The 22,378-nt window shown below is 67.4% G+C and carries 17 protein-coding genes; 14 read left to right on the top strand and 3 right to left on the bottom strand.

Annotation, left to right across the window (positions count from 1 at the left end; translation table 11 throughout):
• The first annotated feature begins 8 nt into the window (after positions 1-8).
• From ABFA30_RS05900 to ABFA30_RS05930, 7 genes are all read left to right on the top strand, one after another.
• Entirely contained in the window at positions 9-3,023 is a 3,015-nt protein-coding gene (locus tag ABFA30_RS05900) for a serine/threonine-protein kinase (protein ID WP_410045223.1), read from the top strand.
• Positions 3,023-3,739, top strand: a complete 717-nt coding sequence (locus ABFA30_RS05905; protein ID WP_225786861.1) for an ABC transporter ATP-binding protein — start codon at positions 3,023-3,025, stop codon at positions 3,737-3,739. Before ABFA30_RS05900 ends, ABFA30_RS05905 begins: the two co-directional genes overlap by 1 nt.
• Positions 3,739-4,941 (top strand): FtsX-like permease family protein, encoded by a 1,203-nt coding sequence (locus tag ABFA30_RS05910; RefSeq protein ID WP_225786591.1) that lies wholly within the window; start codon positions 3,739-3,741, stop codon positions 4,939-4,941. Before ABFA30_RS05905 ends, ABFA30_RS05910 begins: the two co-directional genes overlap by 1 nt.
• Positions 4,934-6,724 carry a formylglycine-generating enzyme family protein gene (locus tag ABFA30_RS05915; protein ID WP_253080266.1) on the top strand — a complete coding sequence of 597 codons (1,791 nt, stop codon included), beginning with the start codon at positions 4,934-4,936 and terminating at the stop codon, positions 6,722-6,724. The genes ABFA30_RS05910 and ABFA30_RS05915 overlap by 8 nt, the downstream gene beginning before the upstream one ends.
• Before the next feature lie 75 nt (positions 6,725-6,799).
• Positions 6,800-7,699, top strand: a complete 900-nt coding sequence (gene tagQ / locus ABFA30_RS05920) for a type VI secretion system-associated lipoprotein TagQ (protein WP_225786589.1) — start codon at positions 6,800-6,802, stop codon at positions 7,697-7,699.
• Positions 7,700-7,805: 106 nt separating this feature from the next.
• Complete coding sequence (locus ABFA30_RS05925; protein ID WP_262923596.1) at positions 7,806-8,663, top strand: NAD synthetase; 858 nt, start codon at positions 7,806-7,808, stop codon at positions 8,661-8,663.
• Positions 8,663-9,082 carry a hypothetical protein gene (locus ABFA30_RS05930; protein ID WP_253080265.1) on the top strand — a complete coding sequence of 140 codons (420 nt, stop codon included), beginning with the start codon at positions 8,663-8,665 and terminating at the stop codon, positions 9,080-9,082. Before ABFA30_RS05925 ends, ABFA30_RS05930 begins: the two co-directional genes overlap by 1 nt.
• Before the next feature lie 14 nt (positions 9,083-9,096).
• On the opposite strand, the gene ABFA30_RS05935 is transcribed toward ABFA30_RS05930, so the two are convergent.
• Positions 9,097-9,315: a DUF3079 domain-containing protein gene (locus ABFA30_RS05935; RefSeq protein ID WP_225786586.1), complete on the bottom strand. Its 219-nt coding sequence runs from the start codon at positions 9,313-9,315 to the stop codon at positions 9,097-9,099.
• A gap of 172 nt (positions 9,316-9,487) precedes the next feature.
• Between ABFA30_RS05935 and moaB the strand changes: the two genes are divergently transcribed.
• Positions 9,488-10,042, top strand: coding sequence for a molybdenum cofactor biosynthesis protein B (gene moaB / locus ABFA30_RS05940; protein WP_253080264.1), 555 nt, complete (start codon positions 9,488-9,490; stop codon positions 10,040-10,042).
• Between the two features lie 152 nt (positions 10,043-10,194).
• Here the strand turns inward: moaB and narL are convergent, their stop codons facing one another.
• Together narL and ABFA30_RS05950 are read right to left on the bottom strand one after the other, a co-directional pair.
• The gene (narL, locus tag ABFA30_RS05945) at positions 10,195-10,833 is read right to left on the bottom strand and encodes a two-component system response regulator NarL (protein WP_253080263.1); all 639 of its coding nucleotides are present in this window, start codon (positions 10,831-10,833) and stop codon (positions 10,195-10,197) included.
• Complete coding sequence (locus ABFA30_RS05950; protein WP_410045224.1) at positions 10,830-12,629, bottom strand: HAMP domain-containing protein; 1,800 nt, start codon at positions 12,627-12,629, stop codon at positions 10,830-10,832. Before ABFA30_RS05950 ends, narL begins: the two co-directional genes overlap by 4 nt.
• A gap of 231 nt (positions 12,630-12,860) precedes the next feature.
• Between ABFA30_RS05950 and ABFA30_RS05955 the strand changes: the two genes are divergently transcribed.
• From ABFA30_RS05955 to narI, 6 genes are all read left to right on the top strand, one after another.
• Positions 12,861-14,105, top strand: coding sequence for an MFS transporter (locus tag ABFA30_RS05955; protein WP_253080261.1), 1,245 nt, complete (start codon positions 12,861-12,863; stop codon positions 14,103-14,105).
• Positions 14,106-14,124: 19 nt separating this feature from the next.
• Positions 14,125-15,540, top strand: a complete 1,416-nt coding sequence (locus tag ABFA30_RS05960; RefSeq protein WP_225786581.1) for a NarK family nitrate/nitrite MFS transporter — start codon at positions 14,125-14,127, stop codon at positions 15,538-15,540.
• A 61-nt stretch (positions 15,541-15,601) separates the two neighbouring features.
• Positions 15,602-19,372 carry a nitrate reductase subunit alpha gene (locus tag ABFA30_RS05965; RefSeq protein WP_410045225.1) on the top strand — a complete coding sequence of 1,257 codons (3,771 nt, stop codon included), beginning with the start codon at positions 15,602-15,604 and terminating at the stop codon, positions 19,370-19,372.
• A gap of 10 nt (positions 19,373-19,382) precedes the next feature.
• Complete coding sequence (gene narH, locus ABFA30_RS05970; protein WP_253080259.1) at positions 19,383-20,921, top strand: nitrate reductase subunit beta; 1,539 nt, start codon at positions 19,383-19,385, stop codon at positions 20,919-20,921.
• 2 nt (positions 20,922-20,923) lie between these two features.
• Positions 20,924-21,676 carry a nitrate reductase molybdenum cofactor assembly chaperone gene (gene narJ / locus ABFA30_RS05975; protein WP_225786578.1) on the top strand — a complete coding sequence of 251 codons (753 nt, stop codon included), beginning with the start codon at positions 20,924-20,926 and terminating at the stop codon, positions 21,674-21,676.
• Positions 21,669-22,364, top strand: a complete 696-nt coding sequence (gene narI, locus ABFA30_RS05980; protein WP_410045226.1) for a respiratory nitrate reductase subunit gamma — start codon at positions 21,669-21,671, stop codon at positions 22,362-22,364. The genes narJ and narI overlap by 8 nt, the downstream gene beginning before the upstream one ends.
• Positions 22,365-22,378: the final 14 nt, after the last annotated feature.

Raw genomic sequence — 22,378 nt, forward strand, 5'->3', positions numbered from 1 at the left:
ACCTCACCATGGACATGCAGATTCCCGGATTCGACATCGACAGCGAGATTGGCCAGGGCGCCATGGCCAGCGTGTACCTGGCCACCCAGCGCTCGCTGGAGCGCAAGGTGGCGCTCAAGATCATGGCGGCGAGCCTGGCCGCCGACCCGACCTTCTGCGAGCGCTTCCTGCGCGAAGGGCGGACCCTGGCGCGGCTGTCGCACCCACACATCGCCACCATCCATGACATCGGCAATGTCGGCGAGCTGTACTACATGGCCATGGAGTACCTGCCCAATGGCACGCTCAAGGAGCGCATCGCCGCTGGGCTGGAGCCTCGCCAGGGGCTGCTGTACGTGCGCCAGATCGCCCAGGTGCTGGGCTATGCCCACGCCCAGGGGCTGGTGCACCGCGACGTCAAGCCCGCCAACATCCTGTTCCGCGCCGACGGTACCGCGGTGCTGTCGGACTTCGGCATCGCCAAGTCGCTGGACGACCGCACCCAGTTCACCCAGGCGGGCTTCGCCGTGGGTACGCCCAGCTACATGAGCCCGGAGCAGGCCCGTGGGCTGGAGATCGACGGCCGTGCCGACCTCTATGCCCTGGGCGTGGTGCTCTACGAGATCCTCGTCGGCAAGCTGCCGTACAGCGGCAACGATGCCCTGTCCACGGCCCTGGCCCACCTCACCGAGCCGTTGCCGGAGTTGCCCATCGAGCATGGCCGCTACCAGGACATCCTGCGCGGGCTGCTGGCCAAGGACCCCAACGAACGCTTCGCCGATGCCGCCGCGTTTCTCGCGGCCCTCGACCGCCTGCCGGCCGAGGACAGCGAAGCCACGCAGGTCCGGCCGCTGCCGGTGAGCACGCCGGTGGCCCCGACGCCATCGGACCTGGGCGGCCTGACGCCGGTTTCCATCGAGATCCCCCAGGTGCCACCGATCGCCGAACCGGCCAAGCGCCCGGCGGCCGAGGCACCGCCCGCGCCCGTACCTGCCAGGAAGAAACCCGCCATGGCGTTGCTGGCCGTGGCGGTCGCCGCCGCGCTCGGCCTTGCAGGTGTCGGCTACTGGTGGCTGGGCAGCGGCGATACGCCGGCACCCGACGCGCCGCTGGCACAGGCCACCACACCGCCCTCGCCGCAGGCGCCCGAGCAGGGTAGCGCCACGCCCGTCGCGGCTGTGGATGACCAGCGTCCGCTGCTGATGCCAGGCAAGAAGACGCTGTTCCAGCGGGTGCTGAGCCAGCCCGGCGCGCGCTTGGCCAGCGAGCCTGGGGCCGAGCCCGGCGACAGCCTGCCGGCGTTCAGCGTGCTCTACGTCTACCAGCGCAAGGACGTCGACGGCAAACCCTGGGTGCAGGTCGGCGCCTCCAGTGATGGCCAGCGCGACGGCTGGCTGCCCGCCGGGCAGACCAGCGACTGGAAGCAGAGCCTGGTGCTCAAGTTCACCGAACGCTCCGGCCGTTCGCCGGTGATGTTCCTGCGCCAGGCCGATGACGTGCAGCGCCTGCTCGACGATACCGGCATGGCCCGCGATACCCTGCTCAAGGCGCAGGGCCAGCCGGACCAGGTGCCCCAGGTGATGGCCCTGGAACCAACCGCCAGCGCGGTGCCCCAGGAGCAGTTCTACCTGATGCCGATCTTCGACTTCCGTGAAAGCTTCGATGCCGAAGGCCAGCCGGTGCAACTGCTCAACATCGCCTCCATCGACCCAGGAGCCAGTGCCCGCGACAGCGCGGCCACGGCCGCAGGCGTCGCGGCGGGCGACGACAAGGCGTTTCGCACGGCCATCGTCCTGGTGGTGGACACCTCGGTCTCCATGCAGCCCTACATCGACCGGGTCCGCCAGGTCGTCAGCGAACTGCAGCAGCAACTGGCGGCACGCGGCGAGCTGGACAACGTCAGCTTCGGCCTGGTGGGCTTTCGCAACAGCACCCAGCGCACGCCCGGCCTGGAGTACCTGAGCAAGACCCTGGTGAACCTCGACGAGGGCCGCGACCCGGCGCGCTTCCTGCGGGCGGCGTCGCAGGTCAAGGCCACCCAGGTTTCCAGCCATTCGTTCAACGAAGATGCCTTCGCCGGCATCCTGCAGGCGGTCGAGGGCCTGGACTGGTCCGGTTACGGCGGGCGCATCATCCTGCTGGTCAGCGACGCGGGCGCCTTGCGCAAGAACGACCCGTTCAGCAGCACCCAGATGAACGAGGCCGAGGTGCGCCAGGCCGCCCTGAGCAAGCAGATCAAGATCTACGCCCTGCACCTGCGCACCCCGGCCGGGCAAAAGAACCATGCCTCGGCCGAACAGCAGTACCGTGTGCTCAGCGCCGACAGCAACCCGCAGATCGGCGACCTCTACGTCTCGGTGCCGGGCGGCGAGGTGTCGGTGTTCGGCGAGCGGGTGCGGGAGATCGGCTCGACCTTCGCCGAGCTGGTCCACCAGGTGCGCAACAAGCAGCCACAACCGGTGCCGCTGCTGACCTCGGCATCGAGCCTGGCGGCCAAGTCCCAGGCCATCGGCTACGCCATGCACATGGACTTCCTCGGCCGCCAGGGCGCCAGCCAGGCGCCGCGTCTGGTCAGCGCCTGGACCGCCGACCGCGACCTGACCAACCCGGCGCTGCCGACCCTGCAGGTGTGCGTGATGCTGACCAAGCTGCAGCTCAACGACCTGCAGCAGTCGCTCAAGCTGATCGTCGATGCCGCGCGCAAGACCCGCTCGTCCCCCGGCGACTTCTTCAACGAGATCGCCAGCGCCAGCGCCTACATGAGCCGCGACCCGGGCGAGCTGCGCAAGGGCGCCAACCTGGCCCAGAGCGGTGTGCTCGGCGAGTACCTGGAGGGCCTGCCGTACCGCAGCAAGTCGCTGAGCATGACCCAGGACCTGTGGTTGTCGCTCTCGGTGGCCGAGCAGGAGGACTTCATCGACGAGCTGGAGTCGAAGATCCGCCTGTACGAAACCTTCCACAACGACATGGCCAACTGGGTGCGCTTCGGCAATGCCGAGCCGGGTGATGCCTTGTACCGTGTCCCGCTGTCGACCCTGCCGTGATGATCCGCTTGCAGGGGGTGCGCAAGACGCGCGGGCAGGGCGCCCAGCGCTACAGCCTGGAGATCGACCGGCTGCGGTTGGCCGCGGGCGAGCGCGTGGCCCTGGTCGGCCCCAGCGGCTGCGGCAAGAGCACCTTGCTGGACCTGCTGGCATTGGTGCTGGCGCCCGATGCCGCCGAGGGCTTCAGCCTGGGGCTCGACGGCATCGAGCAGGACATCGCCGGGCTCTGGCGCCAGCGCCGGCTCGATCGCCTGGCCGCGCTGCGCAGCCGTCACCTGGGCTATGTGTTGCAGGCCGGTGGGCTGCTGGGCTTTCTCGACGTGCGCGGCAATATTCGCCTGCCGCGCCAGTTGCTCGGGTTGAGCGACGACGGCAGCGTCGAGCGCCTGGCCGAGGCGCTCGACGTGCACGACCAACTGGACAAGCGCCCGGCCGCGCTGTCCCTGGGCCAGCGCCAGCGGGTCAGTTGTGCCCGCGCCCTGGCGCACGGCCCGGCGCTGCTGTTGGCCGACGAGCCCACCGCGGCCCTCGACCCGGTCAATGCCGGGCGGGTCATGGACCTGCTGTTGCAGCAGGCCCAGGCACATCGGGTGACCTGCGTGGTCGCCACCCACGACGAGGCCCTGGCGCGCAGCGCGGGCCTGTCGGTGCTGCGCATGGCGTGCCGGCGCGATGCCGACGGCGGCGTCACCGCGACCCTGGAGAGGGCAGCCTGATGCGCCCGCTGCTGATCGCCGGCCTGGCCTGGCAGGACTACCGCAACGACGGGCGCTTGTCGGCCTGCAGCGTGCTGGCGCTGGTGGCGGTGATCGCGCCGTTGCTGGTGCTGTTCGGCCTCAAGTTCGGCCTGGTCGGCAGCCTCACCGAGCGCTTGCAGCGCGACCCGGGCGTGCGCGAAATCATCCCCCTGGGCGGCGGGCGCTTCGATGCCGCCTTCGTCGCTGCGCTGGGCGCCCGTCCGGACGTGGCCTTCGCTATCCCGCGTACCCGGCAGATCGCCGCCACCGCCGAGCTGCTGCTGCCGGCCAGTGGGCGCGGAGTGACGGTGGAGATGCTGCCCACCGCCGCTGGCGATCCGTTGCTGCACGGTGTGCCGCTGCCGGGCGACTTGCAGGAGGTGGTGCTCAGTTTCACCGCGGCGGAAAAGCTCGGCGCCAAGGCCGGCGATGAGCTGCAGGCCAGCATCGGCCGCCAGCAGGCTGGCCAGGTGCAATGGCGCCAGGCGCGCCTGCGGGTGCTCGCGGTGTTGCCGCTGGCGGCATTCGAGCGCGATGCCCTGTTCGCCCCCCTGGCGCTGCTGGAGGCCGCCGAAGACTATCGCGACGGGCGTGCCGTGCCGGCCCTCGGCTGGCCGGGCGAGGCCCAGGCCGACCCCACGCAGCGGGTCTACCCGGCGTTTCGCCTGTATGCCCGTGGGCTCGCCGACGTGGAGCCGCTGCGCCGTTATTTCGCCGAGCGCAAGGTGCTGGTCTCGACCCAGGCGGCGCGGATCGCCCAGGTGCAGTCGTTGAGCCGCAACCTCGACCTGGTGTTCTGGATCATCGCCGCCCTGGCCGTGAGCGGCGCGGCTGCCGCCATCGCCGCGGGCGCGGTGGCGGCGGTGGAGCGCAAGCAGCGCGAGCTGGCCGTGCTGCGCCTGCTGGGCTTGGGCACCGCCGCGTTGCTGTTGTTCGTGGTGCTCCAGGCACTCTACAGCGGCGTGCTGGCCGCGGCCCTGGCCGCCGTGCTGTACCTGTTGGCCGAACACGGCCTGAACCGGCTTTTCATGCAGGTGCCCGGCGAGTACGCCAGCCACCTGTTGCCCCTGCACTATCTCGTCGCGCTGCTCGCCGTCCTGCTGGCCAGTGCTGCCGCGGCCGCCCTGGGCGGCTGGCGGGTGGCGCGGATCGACACCTGCGAAGGAATCCGTGATGTCTGAACGTCGCCTGAAGGCCGCCGCCTTGGTCATCGCCGCCCTGAGCCTGGTCGCCTGCGTCCAGGCCGACGACGATGACAAGCCCAAGGCCCAACCTGGGAACGAGGCCCAGCCTGGAAACAAGGTCGAAGCCACTGCCAGCGCCAAGCTGGACAACCCCAAGCCGCTGGCCGATGACGTCAGCCTGCCCTTGCCCTGTGGCGGCGAGATGGTGTTCCGCCACGTCTATGTGCTGGCCCAGGGCAGCCTGGACGACCGTGAGGTGAGCCTCGGCTACCCCTTCAGCGAGGGCGAGGCGGGCTACAAGCAGTCGTTCATCTCCGGCTACCGCCGCGACTTCATCAACGGCCAGTTCAGCCTGCAGGACCTGGCGCCGCAGTGGCGCGAGCAGGTCGGCCCGAGCCTGCCCAAGGTCGAGGCCGGCAGCCCGCTCAAGCCCATGATGTACTTCATCGGCAAGTACGAAGTCACCGCCCGGCAGTATGCCCAGGTCATGTCCCAGGCCCAGTCCCTGGCCAGCGGCGAGGCGCCGCCGGCCTGCGAACCGGTCACCGAGGCGGCCGGGCGCTTGCCCAAGGTCAAGCTGTCGCGCTTCGAGGCCGAGCGCTTCGCGGCGGTGTACAGTGCCTGGCTGATGAAGCATCACCGCGACCTGCTGCCGATCAGCGGCCGTGGCAGCAAGCCCGAGGATGGCGGTATCGGCTTCGTGCGCCTGCCCACCGAAGTGGAGTGGGAGTTCGCCGCCCGTGGCGGTTCGGTGGTCAGCCGCCAGGCGCTGGAAGGTCGGCTGTTCCCGCGCAAGGTCGAGGGCAGCGACAGCGAAGGGCCGCTGGCCGACTGGGCGGTGTTCAACCAGGTGGCCGGTGGCACCGGCCAGGCTGCGCGGTTGATGCCGATCGGCACCCGGCAGCCGAACCCGCTGGGGCTGTTCGATGTGATCGGCAACGCCGCGGAGATGGTCCAGGAGTCGTTCCAGTTGGTGCATGCCGGCCGGCGCCAGGGGGCCTATGGCGGCTTCGTGGTCAAGGGCGGCAACTACCTGGAAGGCGAGGGCACGCTGTTCACCGGCATGCGCCGCGAATACCCGCTGTTCGGCGCCGACGGCACCGAGCAGCGTAACGAGACCACCGGTTTTCGGGTGGCCATCGGTGCCCTGTCGGCGCCGCGCTCACGCTACCAGGAGCTGTTCGAGCAATGGCAGAAGGAGGGCCGCCTGGCCAGCCTGACCGACGCCATCGACGATGCCCAGGACCCGACCAAGCGCCTGGACGGCATCATCGCCAGCACCGCCGACCCACGCCTGCAGGCCGAGCTTGGGCTGGTCAACGAGGAGCTCAAGCGCAACGTCTCGCTGATCGCCCAGCAACGCGAGGAAGCCGCCGGCAACCTGATCCAGTCCGCCGCCCTGGTGGCCGAGACCATCAACAACTACAACATCCGCCTGACCAACCTGCAGAACAGCCAGCGGCAGGCCGAGGCCTCGGGCGACCCGACCAGCGCCCGCATGTTCGCCGCCGCCATCGCCAATGGCCGCAACGCGCTGGACGGCGCCGTAGCGATCTACATCGACAACCTGGCCAGCGGCACGCGCTACACCGATGCGGTGATCCAGGCGCAGTTCCAGCGGGTCAAGGAAGAACTCAACCGCAAGCCGGTCCTGGGCAGGAGCCTGGTGACCCGTGCGACCCTGTTCGTCCGCCATGTCGGGGAGTACCGCCAGAACCGGCGGGCCGACCCGGCGACGATCCTCAAGGAGCTGCTCGCCTCGGCCACCCCGAGGCCCTGAACGACTCGACCGAGAAAGGAATCCCGGCCGGCATGACGCTGGTCGGCCCCGTACAACCCAAGAGAGAACCTGACCATGCTTTTCACACGCAAGCCCCTGATCAACGCTTCCCAGGCCCGTACCGCACTGCTGCTGGCGGCGGGTTTCAGCAGCGTACTGCTGACCGGTTGCGCCGGCTCGCCGGTGTCCAGGATCGGTGCGACCACCAAGGTCGAGTACTACCCCAACTGCTACGAGCCGGTGCAGCACCTGCGCTCCACCGACTCCGACATGACCCGTTCGGTGGCCACCGGTGCGCTGCTCGGCGCCGTGGGCGGTGCCCTGACCGGCGCTTTGGTGGACAACGACAACCGTGGCCGCAATGCTGCCATCGGCGCGGCCGGCGGTGCCCTGGTCGGCGGTGCGGCGGGCTACTACACCGAACGCCAGAAGCAGATCAGCGATGACAAGCAGCGCATCGCCTCCTATGCCACCGACATCGACAAGAGCGCGGCGGACATGGACCGCACCACCGCCTATGCCAAGGCTTCGCAGAGCTGCTACCAGCGCGAGTTCGCCAACCTGATGGACGGGCGCAAGGCCAAGCGCATCGACGACACCGAGGGCCGCAAGCGCCTGGCCGAGATCGTCTCTGGCCTGCAGGAGTCGAACAACCTGATCACGGCGGTCAGCGGCCGTCTCGGCGAGAACCTGGACAACTACACCCAGGCCTACGAGCAAGACCTCAAGCAGGTCGGCGTGCAGCGTTCGGACGTCACCGTGGTGGCCCAGGCCGAGACCGCGAAGAAGACCACGCCCAAGAAGCTGCCGGCGGTGCCGAAGGAGGCCGTGGCCACCGAGAAGACCTTGCAGAACGCCACCAGCAAGAAGACCGAGGCCCAGCAGGTGGCCAAGGCCGGCCAGGACCAGGTCAACCGTATGTGCAACAGCCCGGACATGGGCGACTGGGCACCGGTGCCTTGCCCGAACGTGTGAGCCTGAAACCAGGGGCGCGCTGCGCCCCTATCGCGGCACCGAGAGTTGAGGGAATCGACCTGTGACAGATCTTCTGGTCAACCAATTGGGCAACACCTCGCAGTTCATGGCGCGCCAGCGCATCCAGAGCCGCATCAACCTGCCGCAGATGTTCGCCGCCATCGATGCCGACCCGCGCATCGTTGGCGCCGGGGTGGTGTACATCGACGCCAACTACAACGTCATCACCCTGCGCGAATTCCAGCCGATCTGCAGCATCAAGCCCAAGCGCGTGATCCTGCGCGAGATCAACAAGTACCAGACACCGGCCCAGTACACCGAGCAGTTGCAGAACAATCCCCGCGAATCGCGGGTGATCAAGGAGGCGGTCAATACCACCTTGTCCTGCGCCGGTGCGGTGCTGGGGTGGTTCGTGGTGTTCAGCGGCACCATCGCCGCGCCGTTTTCCGGCGGTACCAGCCTGGTACTGACCTACATCGGCGGGGCTGCAGCCACCGCCAGCAGTATCCAGTGCGGCATCGGCGTGATGCGCACGGTGCGTGAAACCACCAATCCGGCGGCCAACGACGCCCTGGACGAGAACGAGTGGTACCAGGCCGCGTCCAGGGTGCTCGACGGTGTCTCGCTGCTGGGCGTTGGCGCCTCGGGCCTGACCACGCTCAAGTACCTGCAGGTGCACAAGGCCGCCACCGGGCGCAGTTGGCTGGAGCTGAGCAAGACCCTTTCCCGCCAGCAGCGCAAGGCACTGACCACCGAGCTCTTGTCGATCAAGCACCCGGCGTTGACCGCCAAGCAGCTCAAGCTCGAGCAGGCGGCCGGGACCCTGGCCAAGCGCTACACGCCGACCCAGATCAGCCATGCCACCCAGACGTTGCTGCGCGACTCCCTGGGCGCCACCTTTGGCCTGGCGGGCAGTGCCACGGTGCAGAGCATTGCCGTTGGGCTTTATGAGGAAATCGAGTGATGGCCGCTGGCAGTGATTTCGGTGCCTTCATGGCGCGCTACTTCCCCACGTTCCTGCTGGGGTTCTTCGCATCGCTGCTGTCGGTGGCGTTGGCGGTGACCTTGTGGGTGGACAGCCACTGGCGCGACCATCCGGACAATGCGTCGTACAGCGTATTGCTCAGCGGTGGCCTGGTGCTGGTGCTGTGCCTGGGGCACTTTCTGATGATCCGTGGGCAGGGTTGGGCGGTCAGGGTCGTGGTCGGCGTGCTGGTCATCAGCCTGCTGATGGCCCTGAGCCTGTTCGGCGGCGCGGTGCCCGCCTTGTTGCTGGCGATCAGTGCCGCGTTGCCGCTGCTGGCCTTGCTGGTGCTCAACGGCAAGCGGCATCGGGAGATGCGCGCGAAGCTGGTGGCGCTGCGCCAGGAGCGCCGACGCTGAGGCGGCTGGCTCGTCTATGGCGCCTGTGTGCCCCTTGTGTCGGGCACCGTCTCTTCGCTGGCCTGCTCGGCCCATTGCTCCTGCTGGTACCAGTCCTCGCCGAACAACTCCGCCGGATGCATGGTCCGGTCCGCGCCGTTGCCGCAGGCCAATGCCTTCGCCGGGCAGTACAGGTCGCAACCCCAGCAGATGCGCTCGGGATGGCTGGGGTTGTGGGGAAATTTCTTGGCCATGGTTTCCCTCCGACAGCGGTCGTCTGCCTCCAGACTATGCCTGGTACACCCGCCAGCGTTGATCGACATCAAGGTTTTTAGTCGCATACCCCGGTGGTACCTCCTTCGAGGGATGGGCGCAGGCTTCGGCCTGGCCCAGGCTGCGGGCTGTCATCCAGAGGAGGGCGCCAGCATGGCTCACCTTGCATCCCGCGAATTCCAGGCACTGCGCATCGCCGTGCTGACCATCAGCGACACCCGTACCCTGGCCAACGACGGCTCGGGCCAGGCACTGGTCGATGGCCTTGAGGAGGCCGGGCACATCCTTCACGAGCGGGCGTTGGTGCCCGACGATACCTGGCAGATCCGCGCCCGCCTGTGCGCCTGGATCGCCGACCCGCAGGTGCAGGTGGTGCTGCTCACCGGTGGCACGGGCTTCACGGCCCGCGACAACACGCCCCAGGCTGTCGAGCCCTTGCTGGAGAAGGTCGTGGAAGGTTTCGGCGAGTTGTTCCGGCAGGTCTCGCTGGAAGAGATCGGCACCTCGACGATCCAGTCGCGTGCCCTGGCGGGCCTGAGCAACGGCACCTTGGTGTGTTGCCTGCCGGGTTCTCCGGGCGCTTGCCGCACCGGTTGGGACGCGATCTTGCGCAAGCAGCTGGACTGGCGCACCGGACCATGCAATTTCGTCCCGCACCTTAAGTGCCTGCCCGAGCAGGCCGTGGAGGTGTGCGGGGGCCGTGGGTGAGCGGGGTACTGGGGCTGCTTTGCAGCCCATCGCCCGCCGGCAAGCCGGCTCCCACATTGTCCGTGCAAACCGCATCATATGTGGTCGCCGCGGTCCCTGTGGGAGCCGGCTTGCCGGCGATGGGGCGCGAAGCGGCCCTGGGAATGCAGGCCCTAGCGCAGGTTCTCCAGCGCCCAGACCGCCGCCTCCACCCGCGAGCGCAGCCCCAGCTTGTGCAGCAGGTTCTTCACATGCACCTTCACCGTCCCTTCGGTGATCCCCAGCTTGTTGCCGATCATCTTGTTGCTCAACCCGCCGGCGATCATCTTCAACACCTGCCGCTCCCGGTCCGTCAGATCCTGCGAGCTGGCGCCGTGGGATGCCCGCAGCGCCTGGGCCAGCACCGTGGTCAGCGATGGGCTGACCACCAGGCCCCCCGCCAGCACCTCGTGCAACCTGTCGATCAGCAGCTCCGGCTCCATGTCCTTGAGCAGGTAGCCATTGGCACCGAAGCGCATGGCATCGCTCACATCCTGTTCGGCATCGGACACCGTGAACAGCAGGATCCGCCCCGCATAGCCCTGCTCGCGCAGGCGCTTGAGCGCTTCGACGCCGTTGAGTTCAGGCATGTTGTGGTCGAGCACCACCAGGTCCGGCTGCAGCCGCTCCACCAGGGCGCAGGCTTCCAGGCCGTTGTTGGCCTCGCCGACCACCACCAGGTCGTGCTCCAGCTCGATCAACTGGCGCAGCGCGCGGCGCATCATCGGGTGGTCGTCGGCCAGCAGCAGGGTGTGAGGGGCGGTAGCGTTCATGCGAGTACCTCGGGTTGACGCAAAAAGCTCGGCGCGAAACGTAGTCGCACCTGGGTGCCATGGGGTTCACGGGGGGCCAGGCTGAGCTGGCCGCCCAGGCTGCGGGCGCGCTCTTGCATGATGTTCAGGCCATGGTGCAGGCGGCCGTCGTAGCCGGGCTGGATGCCGATGCCATCGTCCTCCACCAGCAACTCGACCTCGCCGCCCAGCTGGCGCACGTGCACCCAGGCCTCGCTGGCCTGCGCGTGGCGGGCGCAGTTGGACAGCGCTTCGCGGGCGATCTGCAGCACGTGGATCTGTTCGTTGGCGCCGAGGCTGAAGGCCAGCGGCTGCTGTTGCAGGTGTACGCGCATCGCGCCCCGTTCGGCGAACTCGCGGGCGGTGTCCTCCAGCGCCTGCTCCAGGCCACCGTCCTGGATCTGCAGGCGGAAGGTGGTCAGCAGCTCGCGCAACTGGCGATAGCCATTGTTCAGCCCTTCGCGCAGTTCATCGCTCACCACCAGCAGGTGCTCGGCGTTCTCGCCACGGCGGATCAGGGTTTGCAGGCGGCTGACCTGCAGCTTCATGTACGACAGGGCCTGGGCCAGGGAGTCATGCAGCTCGCGGGCGATGGTGGTGCGCTCGTCGAGCAGCAGCAAGCGGTTGTCCTTCTCGCGCTGGCCTTCCAGCGACAGGCTGGTGCCGATCAGGTCGGCCAGGGCCTGGATCAGTTCGCGCTCCCATGGGTGGGCGGCATGGCCGTCGATGAAGTGGGCACGCAGGTCGCCGAGCACGGTGCCCTGGGAGCTGACCTGCAGGCTGAAGCGGTTGGCCAGGCGCTGGCGTTCGCAACCGGCGCAGTCCTGGGGGGCGCACACTTCACGGGTGTCGTTGTCGCCATGCAGGGCGATCAGTTGCCCCTGGCCGGCCTCGGCTCCGCCGCGCAGGCACAGCGACAGGCGCAGGCCGGGCAGGCGTTGCTGGAAGCTGACGATCAGTGCGTCCAGGTGCTCGGCGCTGGTCGGCTGGGTGGCGATGCTGCGGCTGGCATGGCAGAGCAGGTCGAGGGCGGCGTTGCTCTGGGCCAGTTCCTGGGTTTTCTCCGCGACCCGCGAAGCCAGCGTGCGGTGGGACTGTTCGATGGCCTCGGCCATGGCGTTGAAGCTATCGGCCATCTGCCCCAGTTCGTCGCGCGAGCGATAGCGGATGCGCGCATCGAGCTTGCCGGCGCGAAAGCGCTCGGTGGCGCGGACCAGCTCCTGCAGCGGTGCGATCACACCGCTGTGCAGCTCGAACAGGCCGACCAGCAGGATGACCACGGTGATCAGCAGCGCCGCGCCCTGGATGTTCTGTTGCCAGCCCTGGCGCCGCTCGCTCTGTTTCTGCAGTTGCAGGACGAAGTCTTCGATATGGTCGACGAACACCTGTGCCTCGCGCTGGAACAATTGCCGGTCATTGGCCTCCAGCGCCGGCAGCAAGTGACCTTGCCATTGTCCGAGGACCTTCGAGAAGGCCTTGCCGACCGGGCTGTCGTCGCCGTCTTGCAGCGTGTGCGCCAACGTTGGGCTCGCCAGGCGCTGCTGCATGTCCTGGCGCAGTTGCTCGAGGGTAGCGGCCGAGGCATCGGACGCCAGTTGCCAATTGAGGCGGAAGGTGGCCATGCGCAGGGAGCCGGCGGTGTTCATGGCCGCGGCGTCGTTCTCGCTGACCCGGGCGATCAGCACGGCACTGAAGGTGCTGGCCAGGCTGAGGGTGGCCAGCAGGACCACGGCCAGCCCTGCCCGCGCGGGCAGCGAGCTCTTCAGCCAGTTCAGCATCGCGCTACCTCCAAAGAATCCCAGGCCGTCCAGTGGCGTCGCGAAGCGTCCTGCAATATTGACTAACTATTTGATTTAAAAGGATTAAACCGCCAAGTAAGGCTCTACCACTTTGGTGGTAGATGCCGCCATAGTAAGCCCGCCCCGGCCCCTGCCGCCTTGATGCAGGTCAATCGTGGCCTGCCGGCATGCTCCTAGCCTGCGCTGGACAAGTCGCCCTGGAGAGCGTTCATGCAACGCAAGGTACAACAGGGGCTGGTGCTCGGGATGAGCACGACCGCGTTCACCGTCTGTTTCATGGTGTGGATGATGTTCGCGGTGCTGGGGGTGCCTATCAAGGATCTGCTCGACCTCAACGAAACCCAATTCGGCCTGCTGGCCGCCACGCCGGTGCTCAGTGGCTCGCTGGTGCGCCTGCCGCTGGGCATGCTGGGCGACCGCTTCGGCGGGCGCATCGTGTTCTTCGTGCTGATGCTGGCCTGCGTGTTGCCGATCTACCTGATCGGCCATGCGACCGCGTACTGGCAGTTCCTCGTCCTGGGCCTGTTCGTCGGCCTTGCCGGTGGTTCGTTCTCGGTAGGCATCGCCTACGTCGCCAAGTGGTTCGGCGCGTCCAGGCAGGGGCTGGCCATGGGCATCTTCGGCGCCGGCAACGCCGGCTCGGCGCTGACCAAGTTCCTCGCCCCGGCGATCATCGTCGCTGCCGGCTGGCAGATGGTGCCGAAGGCATTCGCGGCGATCCTGCTGGTCACCGCGCTGCTGTTCTGGTGCTTCACCTTCGACGACAAGTCGCACCGGGTGGCGGCCAGCGTGTCCCTGCGCGAGCAACTCGCCACCCTCAAGGACCCCCGCGTCTGGCGTTACTGCCAGTACTACTCGATCGTCTTCGGCGGCTACGTTGCCCTGGCCCTGTGGATGACCCAGTACTACGTCGCCGAATACGGCTTCAGCCTGCAGGGCGCCGCGCTGCTGGCCGCCTGTTTCTCGCTGCCGGGCGGCGTGCTGCGTGCGCTGGGCGGCTGGATGTCGGACCGCTGGGGCGCGCACAGCGTGACCTGGTGGGTGCTGTGGGTGAGCTGGGTGTGCCTGTTCTTGCTGTCGTACCCGCAGACCGACCTCACCCTGCACACCGTCGACGGCCCGCGCACCTTCCACATCGGCCTCAACGCCTGGGTGTTCACCCTGTTGATGTTCGTCGTCGGTGTCGCCTGGGCCTTCGGCAAGGCCTCGGTGTTCAAGTACATCGCCGACGAGTTCCCGGAGCGCATGGGTGCGGTGTCCGGCATCGTCGGCCTGGCCGGCGGCCTGGGCGGTTTCGTCCTGCCGATCCTGTTCGGTGCGCTGGTCGACCTGACCGGCGTGCGCAGCTCCAACTTCATGCTGCTGTACGGCGTGGTCTGGGTCTCGCTGATCTGGATGTACCTCAGCGAAGTCCGTCGGACACCCGTCCTCGGCACCCCCCGTTCCGATTCCTGATACCTCGAGGAGACTGATCATGTCGGCATCCAACAACCCCGCTGTGGGCGGTGCGCTCCAGCCGGGGCCAGTGATCGAAGACTGGCGTCCGGAAGACCCGCAGTTCTGGGGCGCCACCGGCAAGGCCATCGCCAGCCGCAACCTGTGGATCTCCATCGCCGCGCTGTTCCTGGCCTTCGCCATGTGGATGGTATGGAGCACGGTGATCGTGCGCATGAACGCCGCAGGCTTTGCCTTCACCACCGACCAGCTGTTCTGGCTGGCGGCGCTGCCGGGCCTGTCCGGTGCGGCCTTGCGGGTGTTCTATGCGTTCATCGTGCCGGTGTTCGGCGGCCGCCGCTGGACCGCGCTGAGCACCGCTTCGCTGCTGCTGCCGGCCGTGTGGATGGGCGTGGCGCTGCAGGACACCGCCACGCCCTACAGCGTGTTCGTGATCATCGCGCTGCTGTGCGGCTTCGGCGGCGGCAACTTCGCCTCGTCGATGTCCAACATCAGCTTCTTCTTCCCCAAGGCGCAGCAGGGTACGGCCCTGGGCCTGAATGCCGGGTTGGGCAATTTGGGGGTGTCCGGGATGCAGTTCCTGGTGCCGCTGGTCATCGGCGTGGGCCTGTTCGGCGCCGCCGGTGGCGAGCCGAGCGAACTGGCCGATGGCGGGGCGATGTGGCTGCAGAACGCCGGCCTGGTCTGGGTGCCGTTGATCATCCTGGTGACCCTCGCCGCCTGGTTCGGCATGAATGACCTCAAATGCGCCAGCGCCTCGTTCTCTGAGCAGGCGGTGATCTTCAAGCGCAAGCACAATTGGCTGATGTGCTGGCTGTACTTGGCCACCTTCGGCTCGTTCATCGGTTTTGCCGCCGCCTTCCCGCTGCTGATCAAGACCGCCTTCCCTGAGGTTAATGCGCTTCAGTTCGCTTTCCTCGGCCCCTTGGTCGGGGCCCTGGCGCGGCCACTGGGTGGCTGGATCTCGGACAAGCTTGGCGGGGCGCGGGTGACCCTGTGGAACTTCGTGCTGATGATCGCCGCCGTGCTTGGGGTCATCGCCTTCCTGCCCGGCGAAGGTGAGGCGGGGCACTTCTTCGGCTTTCTCAGCATGTTCATGGTGCTGTTCGTCACCACCGGCATCGGCAACGGCTCCACCTTCCGCATGATCCCGGTGATCTTCCGCACCCTGCACGAACGCGCCAGCGCCAAGGCCCAGCCGGCCGAACGCGAGCGGGCCCTGCGCGAGGCGGGCAAGGAGTCGGCCGCGGTGCTGGGCTTTAGCTCCGCCGTCGGCGCCTTCGGCGGCTTCTTCATCCCCAAGAGCTTCGGCAGCTCCCTGGCCCTGACCGGGGGGCCGGAAGCGGCCCTGTACGCGTTCATCGCCTACTACGTCAGCTGCATCCTGGTGACCTGGTGGTGGTACTCGCGCAAAGGCGCCGAGACCCCTTGCTGACCGAGCCCGACGACTTGACCACGAGCGCGGGCCACCGCGCTCAGCCTGAGAGGAACAGAACATGAGCCACCTACTCGACCAGATGCGCTTCTTCAAGCGCAAGCAGGGTGAGTTCGCCGATGGCCACGGCGAGACCCGCCAGGAGTCCCGCGACTGGGAGAACGTCTACCGTTCGCGTTGGCAGTACGACAAGATCGTGCGTTCCACCCATGGGGTGAACTGCACCGGGTCGTGCTCCTGGAAGATCTACGTGAAGAACGGCCTGATCACCTGGGAAACCCAGCAGACCGACTACCCGCGTACCCGCAGCGACCTGCCCAACCACGAGCCACGCGGCTGCCCGCGCGGTGCCAGCTACAGCTGGTACATCTACAGCGCCAACCGCCTGAAATACCCCAAGGTGCGCAAGCCGCTGCTCAAGCTGTGGCGTGAGGCGCGCCGCACGCTGGCGCCCGTGGACGCCTGGGCCAGCATCGTCGACGATCCGGCCAAGGCCGAGTCGTACAAGTGCCAGCGCGGCATGGGTGGCTTCGTGCGTTCGAGCTGGGACGAAGTCAACGAGATCATCGCCGCGGCCAACGTGCATACCGTCAAGCAGCATGGCCCGGACCGGGTGGTGGGTTTCTCGCCGATCCCGGCCATGTCGATGGTCAGCTACGCCGCCGGTGCCCGCTACCTGTCGCTGATCGGTGGCGTGTGCCTGTCGTTCTACGACTGGTACTGCGACCTGCCGCCGGCCTCGCCGCAGGTGTGGGGCGAGCAGACCGACGTGCCGGAGTCGGCCGACTGGTACAACGCCAACTACATCATCGCCTGGGGCTCCAACGTCCCGCAGACCCGCACCCCCGACGCGCACTTCTTCACCGAGGTGCGCTACAAGGGCACCAAGACCGTGGCCATCACCCCGGACTACGCCGAGGTGGCCAAGCTCACCGACCTTTGGCTCAACCCCAAGCAGGGTACCGACGCGGCGCTGGCCCAGGCCTTCGCCCACGTGATCTTCAAGGAGTTCCACCTCGACACGCCCAGCGACTACTTCCGCAGCTACGCCAAGCGCTACACCGACTTGCCCATGCTGGTGCTGCTCCAGGCGCGGGACGATGGCTACAGCGCCGACCGTTTCCTGCGGGCCTCGGACCTGGCTGGCAACCTGGGCCAGGACAACAACCCCGAGTGGAAGACCATTGCCATCGACGACAACAGCGCCGGGCTGGTCTCGCCACAGGGCGCCATCGGTTACCGCTGGGGCGAGAAAGGCAAATGGAACATCGAGGCCCGCGAGGGCGGTGAGGGGCGCAGCACCGACTTGCGCCTGAGCCTGATCGGCGACGGCGATGTCGCCGAAGTGGCCTTCCCTTACTTCGGTGGCCAGTACCACGAACACTTCGCCGCCGCCCCGGGCGACGAGGTCCAGCTGCGCCGTGTGCCGGTGCGCACCCTGACCCTGGCCGACGGCCGCCAGGCCAAGGTCGCCACGGTGTTCGACCTGATGGCCGCCAACCTCGGCATCGACCGTGGCCTGGGTGGCGCCAACGTGGCCAGCAGCTACGACGACGCCAGCGTGCCGGGCACCCCGGCCTGGCAGGAGCGCATCACCGGCGTGTCGCGCGAAAAGGCCATCCAGGTTGCCCGCGAGTTCGCCGACAACGCCGACAAGACCCATGGCCGCAGCATGATCATCGTCGGAGCGGCGATGAACCACTGGTACCACATGGACATGAACTACCGCGGGCTGATCAACATGCTCATGCTCTGCGGTTGCGTCGGCCAGACCGGTGGCGGCTGGGCCCACTATGTCGGCCAGGAGAAGCTGCGCCCGCAGTGCGGCTGGCTGCCGCTGGCCTTCGGCCTGGACTGGAGCCGTCCGCCCCGGCAGATGAACGGCACCAGCTTCTTCTACAACCACAGCTCGCAGTGGCGCCACGAGAAGATGAGCATCCACGAAGTGCTCTCGCCGTTGGCCGACAAGTCGCAGTTCCCCGAGCACATGCTCGACTACAACATCCGAGCCGAGCGTGCCGGCTGGCTGCCCAGCGCGCCGCAGCTCAACCGCAACCCGCTGCAGATCACCCGCGATGCCGCCGCGGCCGGCATGACGCCGCAGGACTACGTGCTCACGTCGCTGCAGGACGGCTCCCTGCGCTTTGCCTGCGAGCAGCCGGACAACCCGGCCAACTTCCCGCGCAATCTGTTCATCTGGCGCTCGAACCTGCTGGGCAGCTCCGGCAAGGGCCATGAGTACATGCTCAAGTACCTGCTCGGCACCCGCAACGGCGTGATGAACGAAGACCTGGGCAAGCGCGGTGGCGTCAAGCCGAGCGAAGCCGAGTGGGTGGAGGAAGGTGCCATCGGCAAGCTCGACCTGGTCACCACCCTGGACTTTCGCATGTCCTCGACCTGCATGTACTCCGACATCGTCCTGCCGACCGCGACCTGGTACGAGAAGGACGACATGAACACCTCGGACATGCACCCGTTCATCCACCCGCTGTCCGCCGCCATCGACCCGGCCTGGGAAGCGCGTTCGGACTGGGAGATCTACAAGGGCATCGCCAAGGCGTTCTCGGCCATGAGCGAAGGCCAGCTGGGTGTCGAGCAGGACCTGGTCACCGTGCCGCTGCTGCACGACACCCCCGGCGAGCTGGCCCAGCCGTTCGGCGGCAGCGACTGGAAGACCGAAGGCGTGGCGCCGGTGCCGGGCCTGAACTGCCCGAACATGACCGTGGTCGAGCGCGACTACCCGGCCACCTACAAGAAGTTCACCTCCCTCGGCCCGCTGCTCGACACGCTTGGCAACGGCGGCAAGGGCATCAACTGGAACACCGAGCACGAGGTGGAGTTCCTCGCCGAGCTCAACCACACCGTGCGTGACGAAGGCGTGAGCCAGGGCCGGCCGAAGATCGAGTCGGCCATCGACGCCGCCGAAGTGATCCTCAGCCTGGCGCCGGAAACCAACGGCCATGTGGCGGTGAAGGCCTGGGCCGCGCTGTCGGCGTTCACCGGCCGCGACCACAGCCACCTGGCCGTGCCCAAGGCGCATGAGGCGATCCGCTTCCGCGATATCCAGGCGCAGCCGCGCAAGATCATCTCCAGCCCCACCTGGTCGGGCCTGGAGGACGAGCACGTGAGCTACAACGCCGGCTACACCAACGTCCACGAGCTGATCCCCTGGCGCACCCTCACCGGCCGCCAGCAGTTCTACCAGGACCACCCGTGGATGCAGGCCTTCGGCGAGCAGTTGCAAAGCTATCGCCCACCGATCGACACCCGCACCGTGGACTACGTGAAGGGCAAGAAGCCCAACGGCAACCCGGAGATCGCGCTCAACTGGATCACCCCGCACCAGAAGTGGGGCATCCACAGCACCTACAGCGACAACCTGATCATGCTCACCTTGAGCCGTGGCGGGACGATCGTGTGGCTCTCGGAGATCGACGCGAAGAAGGTCGGCATCGAGGACAACGACTGGATCGAGTGCTTCAACGCCAACGGTGCGCTCACTGCCCGTGCGGTGGTCAGCCAGCGGGTCAAGGAGGGCATGGCGATGATGTACCACGCCCAGGAACGCATCGTGAACGTGCCTGGTGCCGAGAGCACCAAGACCCGCGGCGGCCACCACAACTCGGTGACCCGCGTGGTGCTCAAGCCCACCCACATGATCGGTGGCTATGCCCAGCAGGCCTACGGTTTCAACTACTACGGCACGGTCGGCTGCAACCGCGACGAGTTCGTCGTGGTGCGCAAGATGAGCAAGGTCGACTGGCTCGATGGCACCGATGTCGGTGGCTTGGGCGGCGATGCCCTGCCACAGCCACTGCCCAACGACCTCTGAGGAGATAGCCATGAAGATTCGATCGCAAGTCGGCATGGTCCTGAACCTGGACAAGTGCATCGGCTGCCACACCTGCTCGATCACCTGCAAGAACGTCTGGACCAGCCGCGAAGGCATGGAATACGCCTGGTTCAACAACGTCGAGAGCAAGCCCGGTATCGGCTACCCCAAGGAATGGGAGAACCAGGACAAGTGGAAAGGCGGTTGGGTGCGTAACCGCGATGGCTCGATCAGCCCGCGCATCGGCGGCAAGTTCCGGGTGCTGGCGAATATCTTCGCCAACCCTGACCTGCCGGCCATCGACGACTACTACGAGCCGTTCGACTTCGACTACCAGCACCTGCACAGCGCGCCGCAGGCCAAGCACCAGCCGGTGGCGCGGCCGCGTTCGCTGGTGTCTGGCCAGCGCATGGAGAAGATCGAGTGGGGGCCGAACTGGGAGGAGATCCTCGGCACCGAGTTCGCCAAGCGGCGCAAGGACAAGAACTTCGATCAGGTCCAGGCCGACATCTACGGCCAGTACGAGAACACCTTCATGATGTACCTGCCGCGCCTGTGCGAGCACTGCCTGAACCCGGCGTGCGCGGCGTCTTGCCCCAGCGGGGCGATCTACAAGCGCGAGGAAGACGGCATCGTCCTGATCGACCAGGAGAAATGCCGTGGCTGGCGCATGTGCATCAGCGGCTGCCCGTACAAGAAGATCTATTTCAACTGGAAGAGCGGCAAGTCCGAGAAGTGCATCTTCTGCTACCCGCGCATCGAGGCGGGCATGCCCACGGTGTGTTCGGAAACCTGCGTCGGGCGTATTCGCTACCTCGGCGTGCTGCTGTACGACGCCGACCGCATCCACGAGGTGGCCAGCACCCCGGGCGAGCAGGACCTGTACCGCAAGCAACTGGAGATGTTCCTCGACCCTAACGATCCGCAGGTCATCGAGCAGGCCCTGAAGGATGGCGTGCCGATGTCGGTGATCGAGGCGGCGCAGCAGTCGCCGGTGTACAAGCTGGCGGTGGACTGGCAACTGGCCCTGCCGCTGCACCCGGAGTACCGCACCCTGCCGATGGTCTGGTACGTGCCGCCGCTGTCGCCGATCCAGAACGCCGCCGCTGCCGGCAGCGTGAGCCTGGATGGCGTGCTGCCCGATGTCGACAGCCTGCGCATCCCGGTGCGCTACCTGGCCAACCTGCTCACCGCCGGCGACGAAGCGCCGGTGCGCCTGGCCCTCAAGCGCCTGCTGGCGATGCGCGCCTACAAACGCGCCGAGCAGGTGGACGGCGTGCGCGACCTGGACGTGCTGGCCTCGGTCGGCCTGACCCAGGCCCAGTGCGAGGACATGTACCGCTACCTGGCCATCGCCAACTACGAAGACCGCTACGTCGTGCCCTCGGCGCACCGCGAGGAGGCCATGAGCGACGCCTTCGCCGAGCGTTCCGGCTGCGGCTTCAGCTTTGGCAGCGGGTGTGGCGGCAGCTCCGACATCAACCTGTTCGGGGCGAAGAAGGCCAACCGCCGCGATGTGCTCAAGACCGTCCAGCTGTGGGAGAAATGAACATGCGCATTCTCAAGGTGATTTCCCTGCTGCTCGACTACCCCGAGGCGCCGCTGTGGCAGGCCCGTGCCGAGCTGGCCCAGGCGATCGACGCCGCCCGCCAGATCAGCCCCGCCCAGCGCGCGGCGTTGCGCTGCCTGCTCGACGAACTGACCGGCGCCGAGCCAATGGATGTCCAGGAGCGCTACGACGCGCTGTTCGAACGGGGCCGGGCGTTGTCCCTGCTGCTGTTCGAGCACGTGCATGGCGAGTCCCGCGACCGTGGCCAGGCCATGGTCGACCTGATGGCCCAGTACGAAGCCGCCGGCTTTGCCATCGGCGTGCGCGAGCTGCCGGACTACATCCCGCTGTACCTGGAGTACCTCGCGACCTGCGACGACCTGGGCGCCCGCGAGGGCCTGGCCGATGTAGCGCACCTGCTGGCACTGCTGGCTGCGCGCCTGGAGGAGCGGGGCAGCCGCTACGCGGCGTGTTTCCGGGCCCTGTTGCAGATCGCCGGGGTGCAACCGGGCCAGGTCATGGAGGCTGCCCGCGAACGGGTGGCCGACGAGCCACGCGACGACTCGTTGGAAGCGATGGACAAGGTCTGGGAGGAAGAGGCCGTGGACTTTCTCAAGGCCGAGCAGCAGGAGCGCTGCGCCAGCCAGCCACGTGCGCCTGGCAAGGCGCGCGAGGAGGTGCCGGTGCCGTTGCACTGGGTGGATTTCAAGCATGAGGGGGCGGATGCCCAGGCTCGGGAGGTGCGCAATGTCTAACGTCGATCTGCTGGTGTTCGGGGTCTACCCGTACATCGCCCTGGCCATCTGCCTGGTCGGCAGCTGGGCGCGCTTCGACCTGTCGCAGTACAGCTGGAAGGCCGGCTCCAGCCAGATCTTCAGCCAGACCCCGGCCGACCGGCGCTACATGCGCGTCGCCAGCAACCTGTTCCACGTCGGCGTACTGTTCATCCTCGCCGGCCACTTCGTCGGCCTGCTGACGCCCGAAGCGGTGTACCACCATGTCATCGGCACTGCCGAGAAGCAGTTGCTGGCCATGGTGTCGGGTGGTTTCTTCGGCGTGCTGTGCTTCATCGGCCTGGTGATGTTGCTGCATCGGCGCCTGTTCAACCCACGGGTACGCGCCAGCTCGAGCGTCTCCGACATCCTGATCCTGGTGGTGTTGCTGACCCAGCTGTCGCTCGGCCTGCTGACCATCGTCGCGTCCACCCAGCACCTGGACGGCTCGGTGATGGTGATGCTGGCCGACTGGGCGCAGTACACCGTGACCTTGCAACCGCAACGGGCGGCCGCGGCGATCACCCAGGTGGGCCTGGTGTACAAGCTGCACGTGTTCCTCGGCCTGACCCTGTTCGTGCTGTTCCCCTTTACCCGCCTGGTGCATTTCGTCAGCGCGCCGGTGTGGTACCTGGGCCGGCGCTACCAGATCGTGCGCCAGAAAGGTTGATGACCGTGGGGGCG

The sequence above is a fragment of the Pseudomonas sp. HLMP genome (assembly GCF_046365545.1).
GTDB lineage: Bacteria > Pseudomonadota > Gammaproteobacteria > Pseudomonadales > Pseudomonadaceae > Aquipseudomonas > Aquipseudomonas guariconensis_B.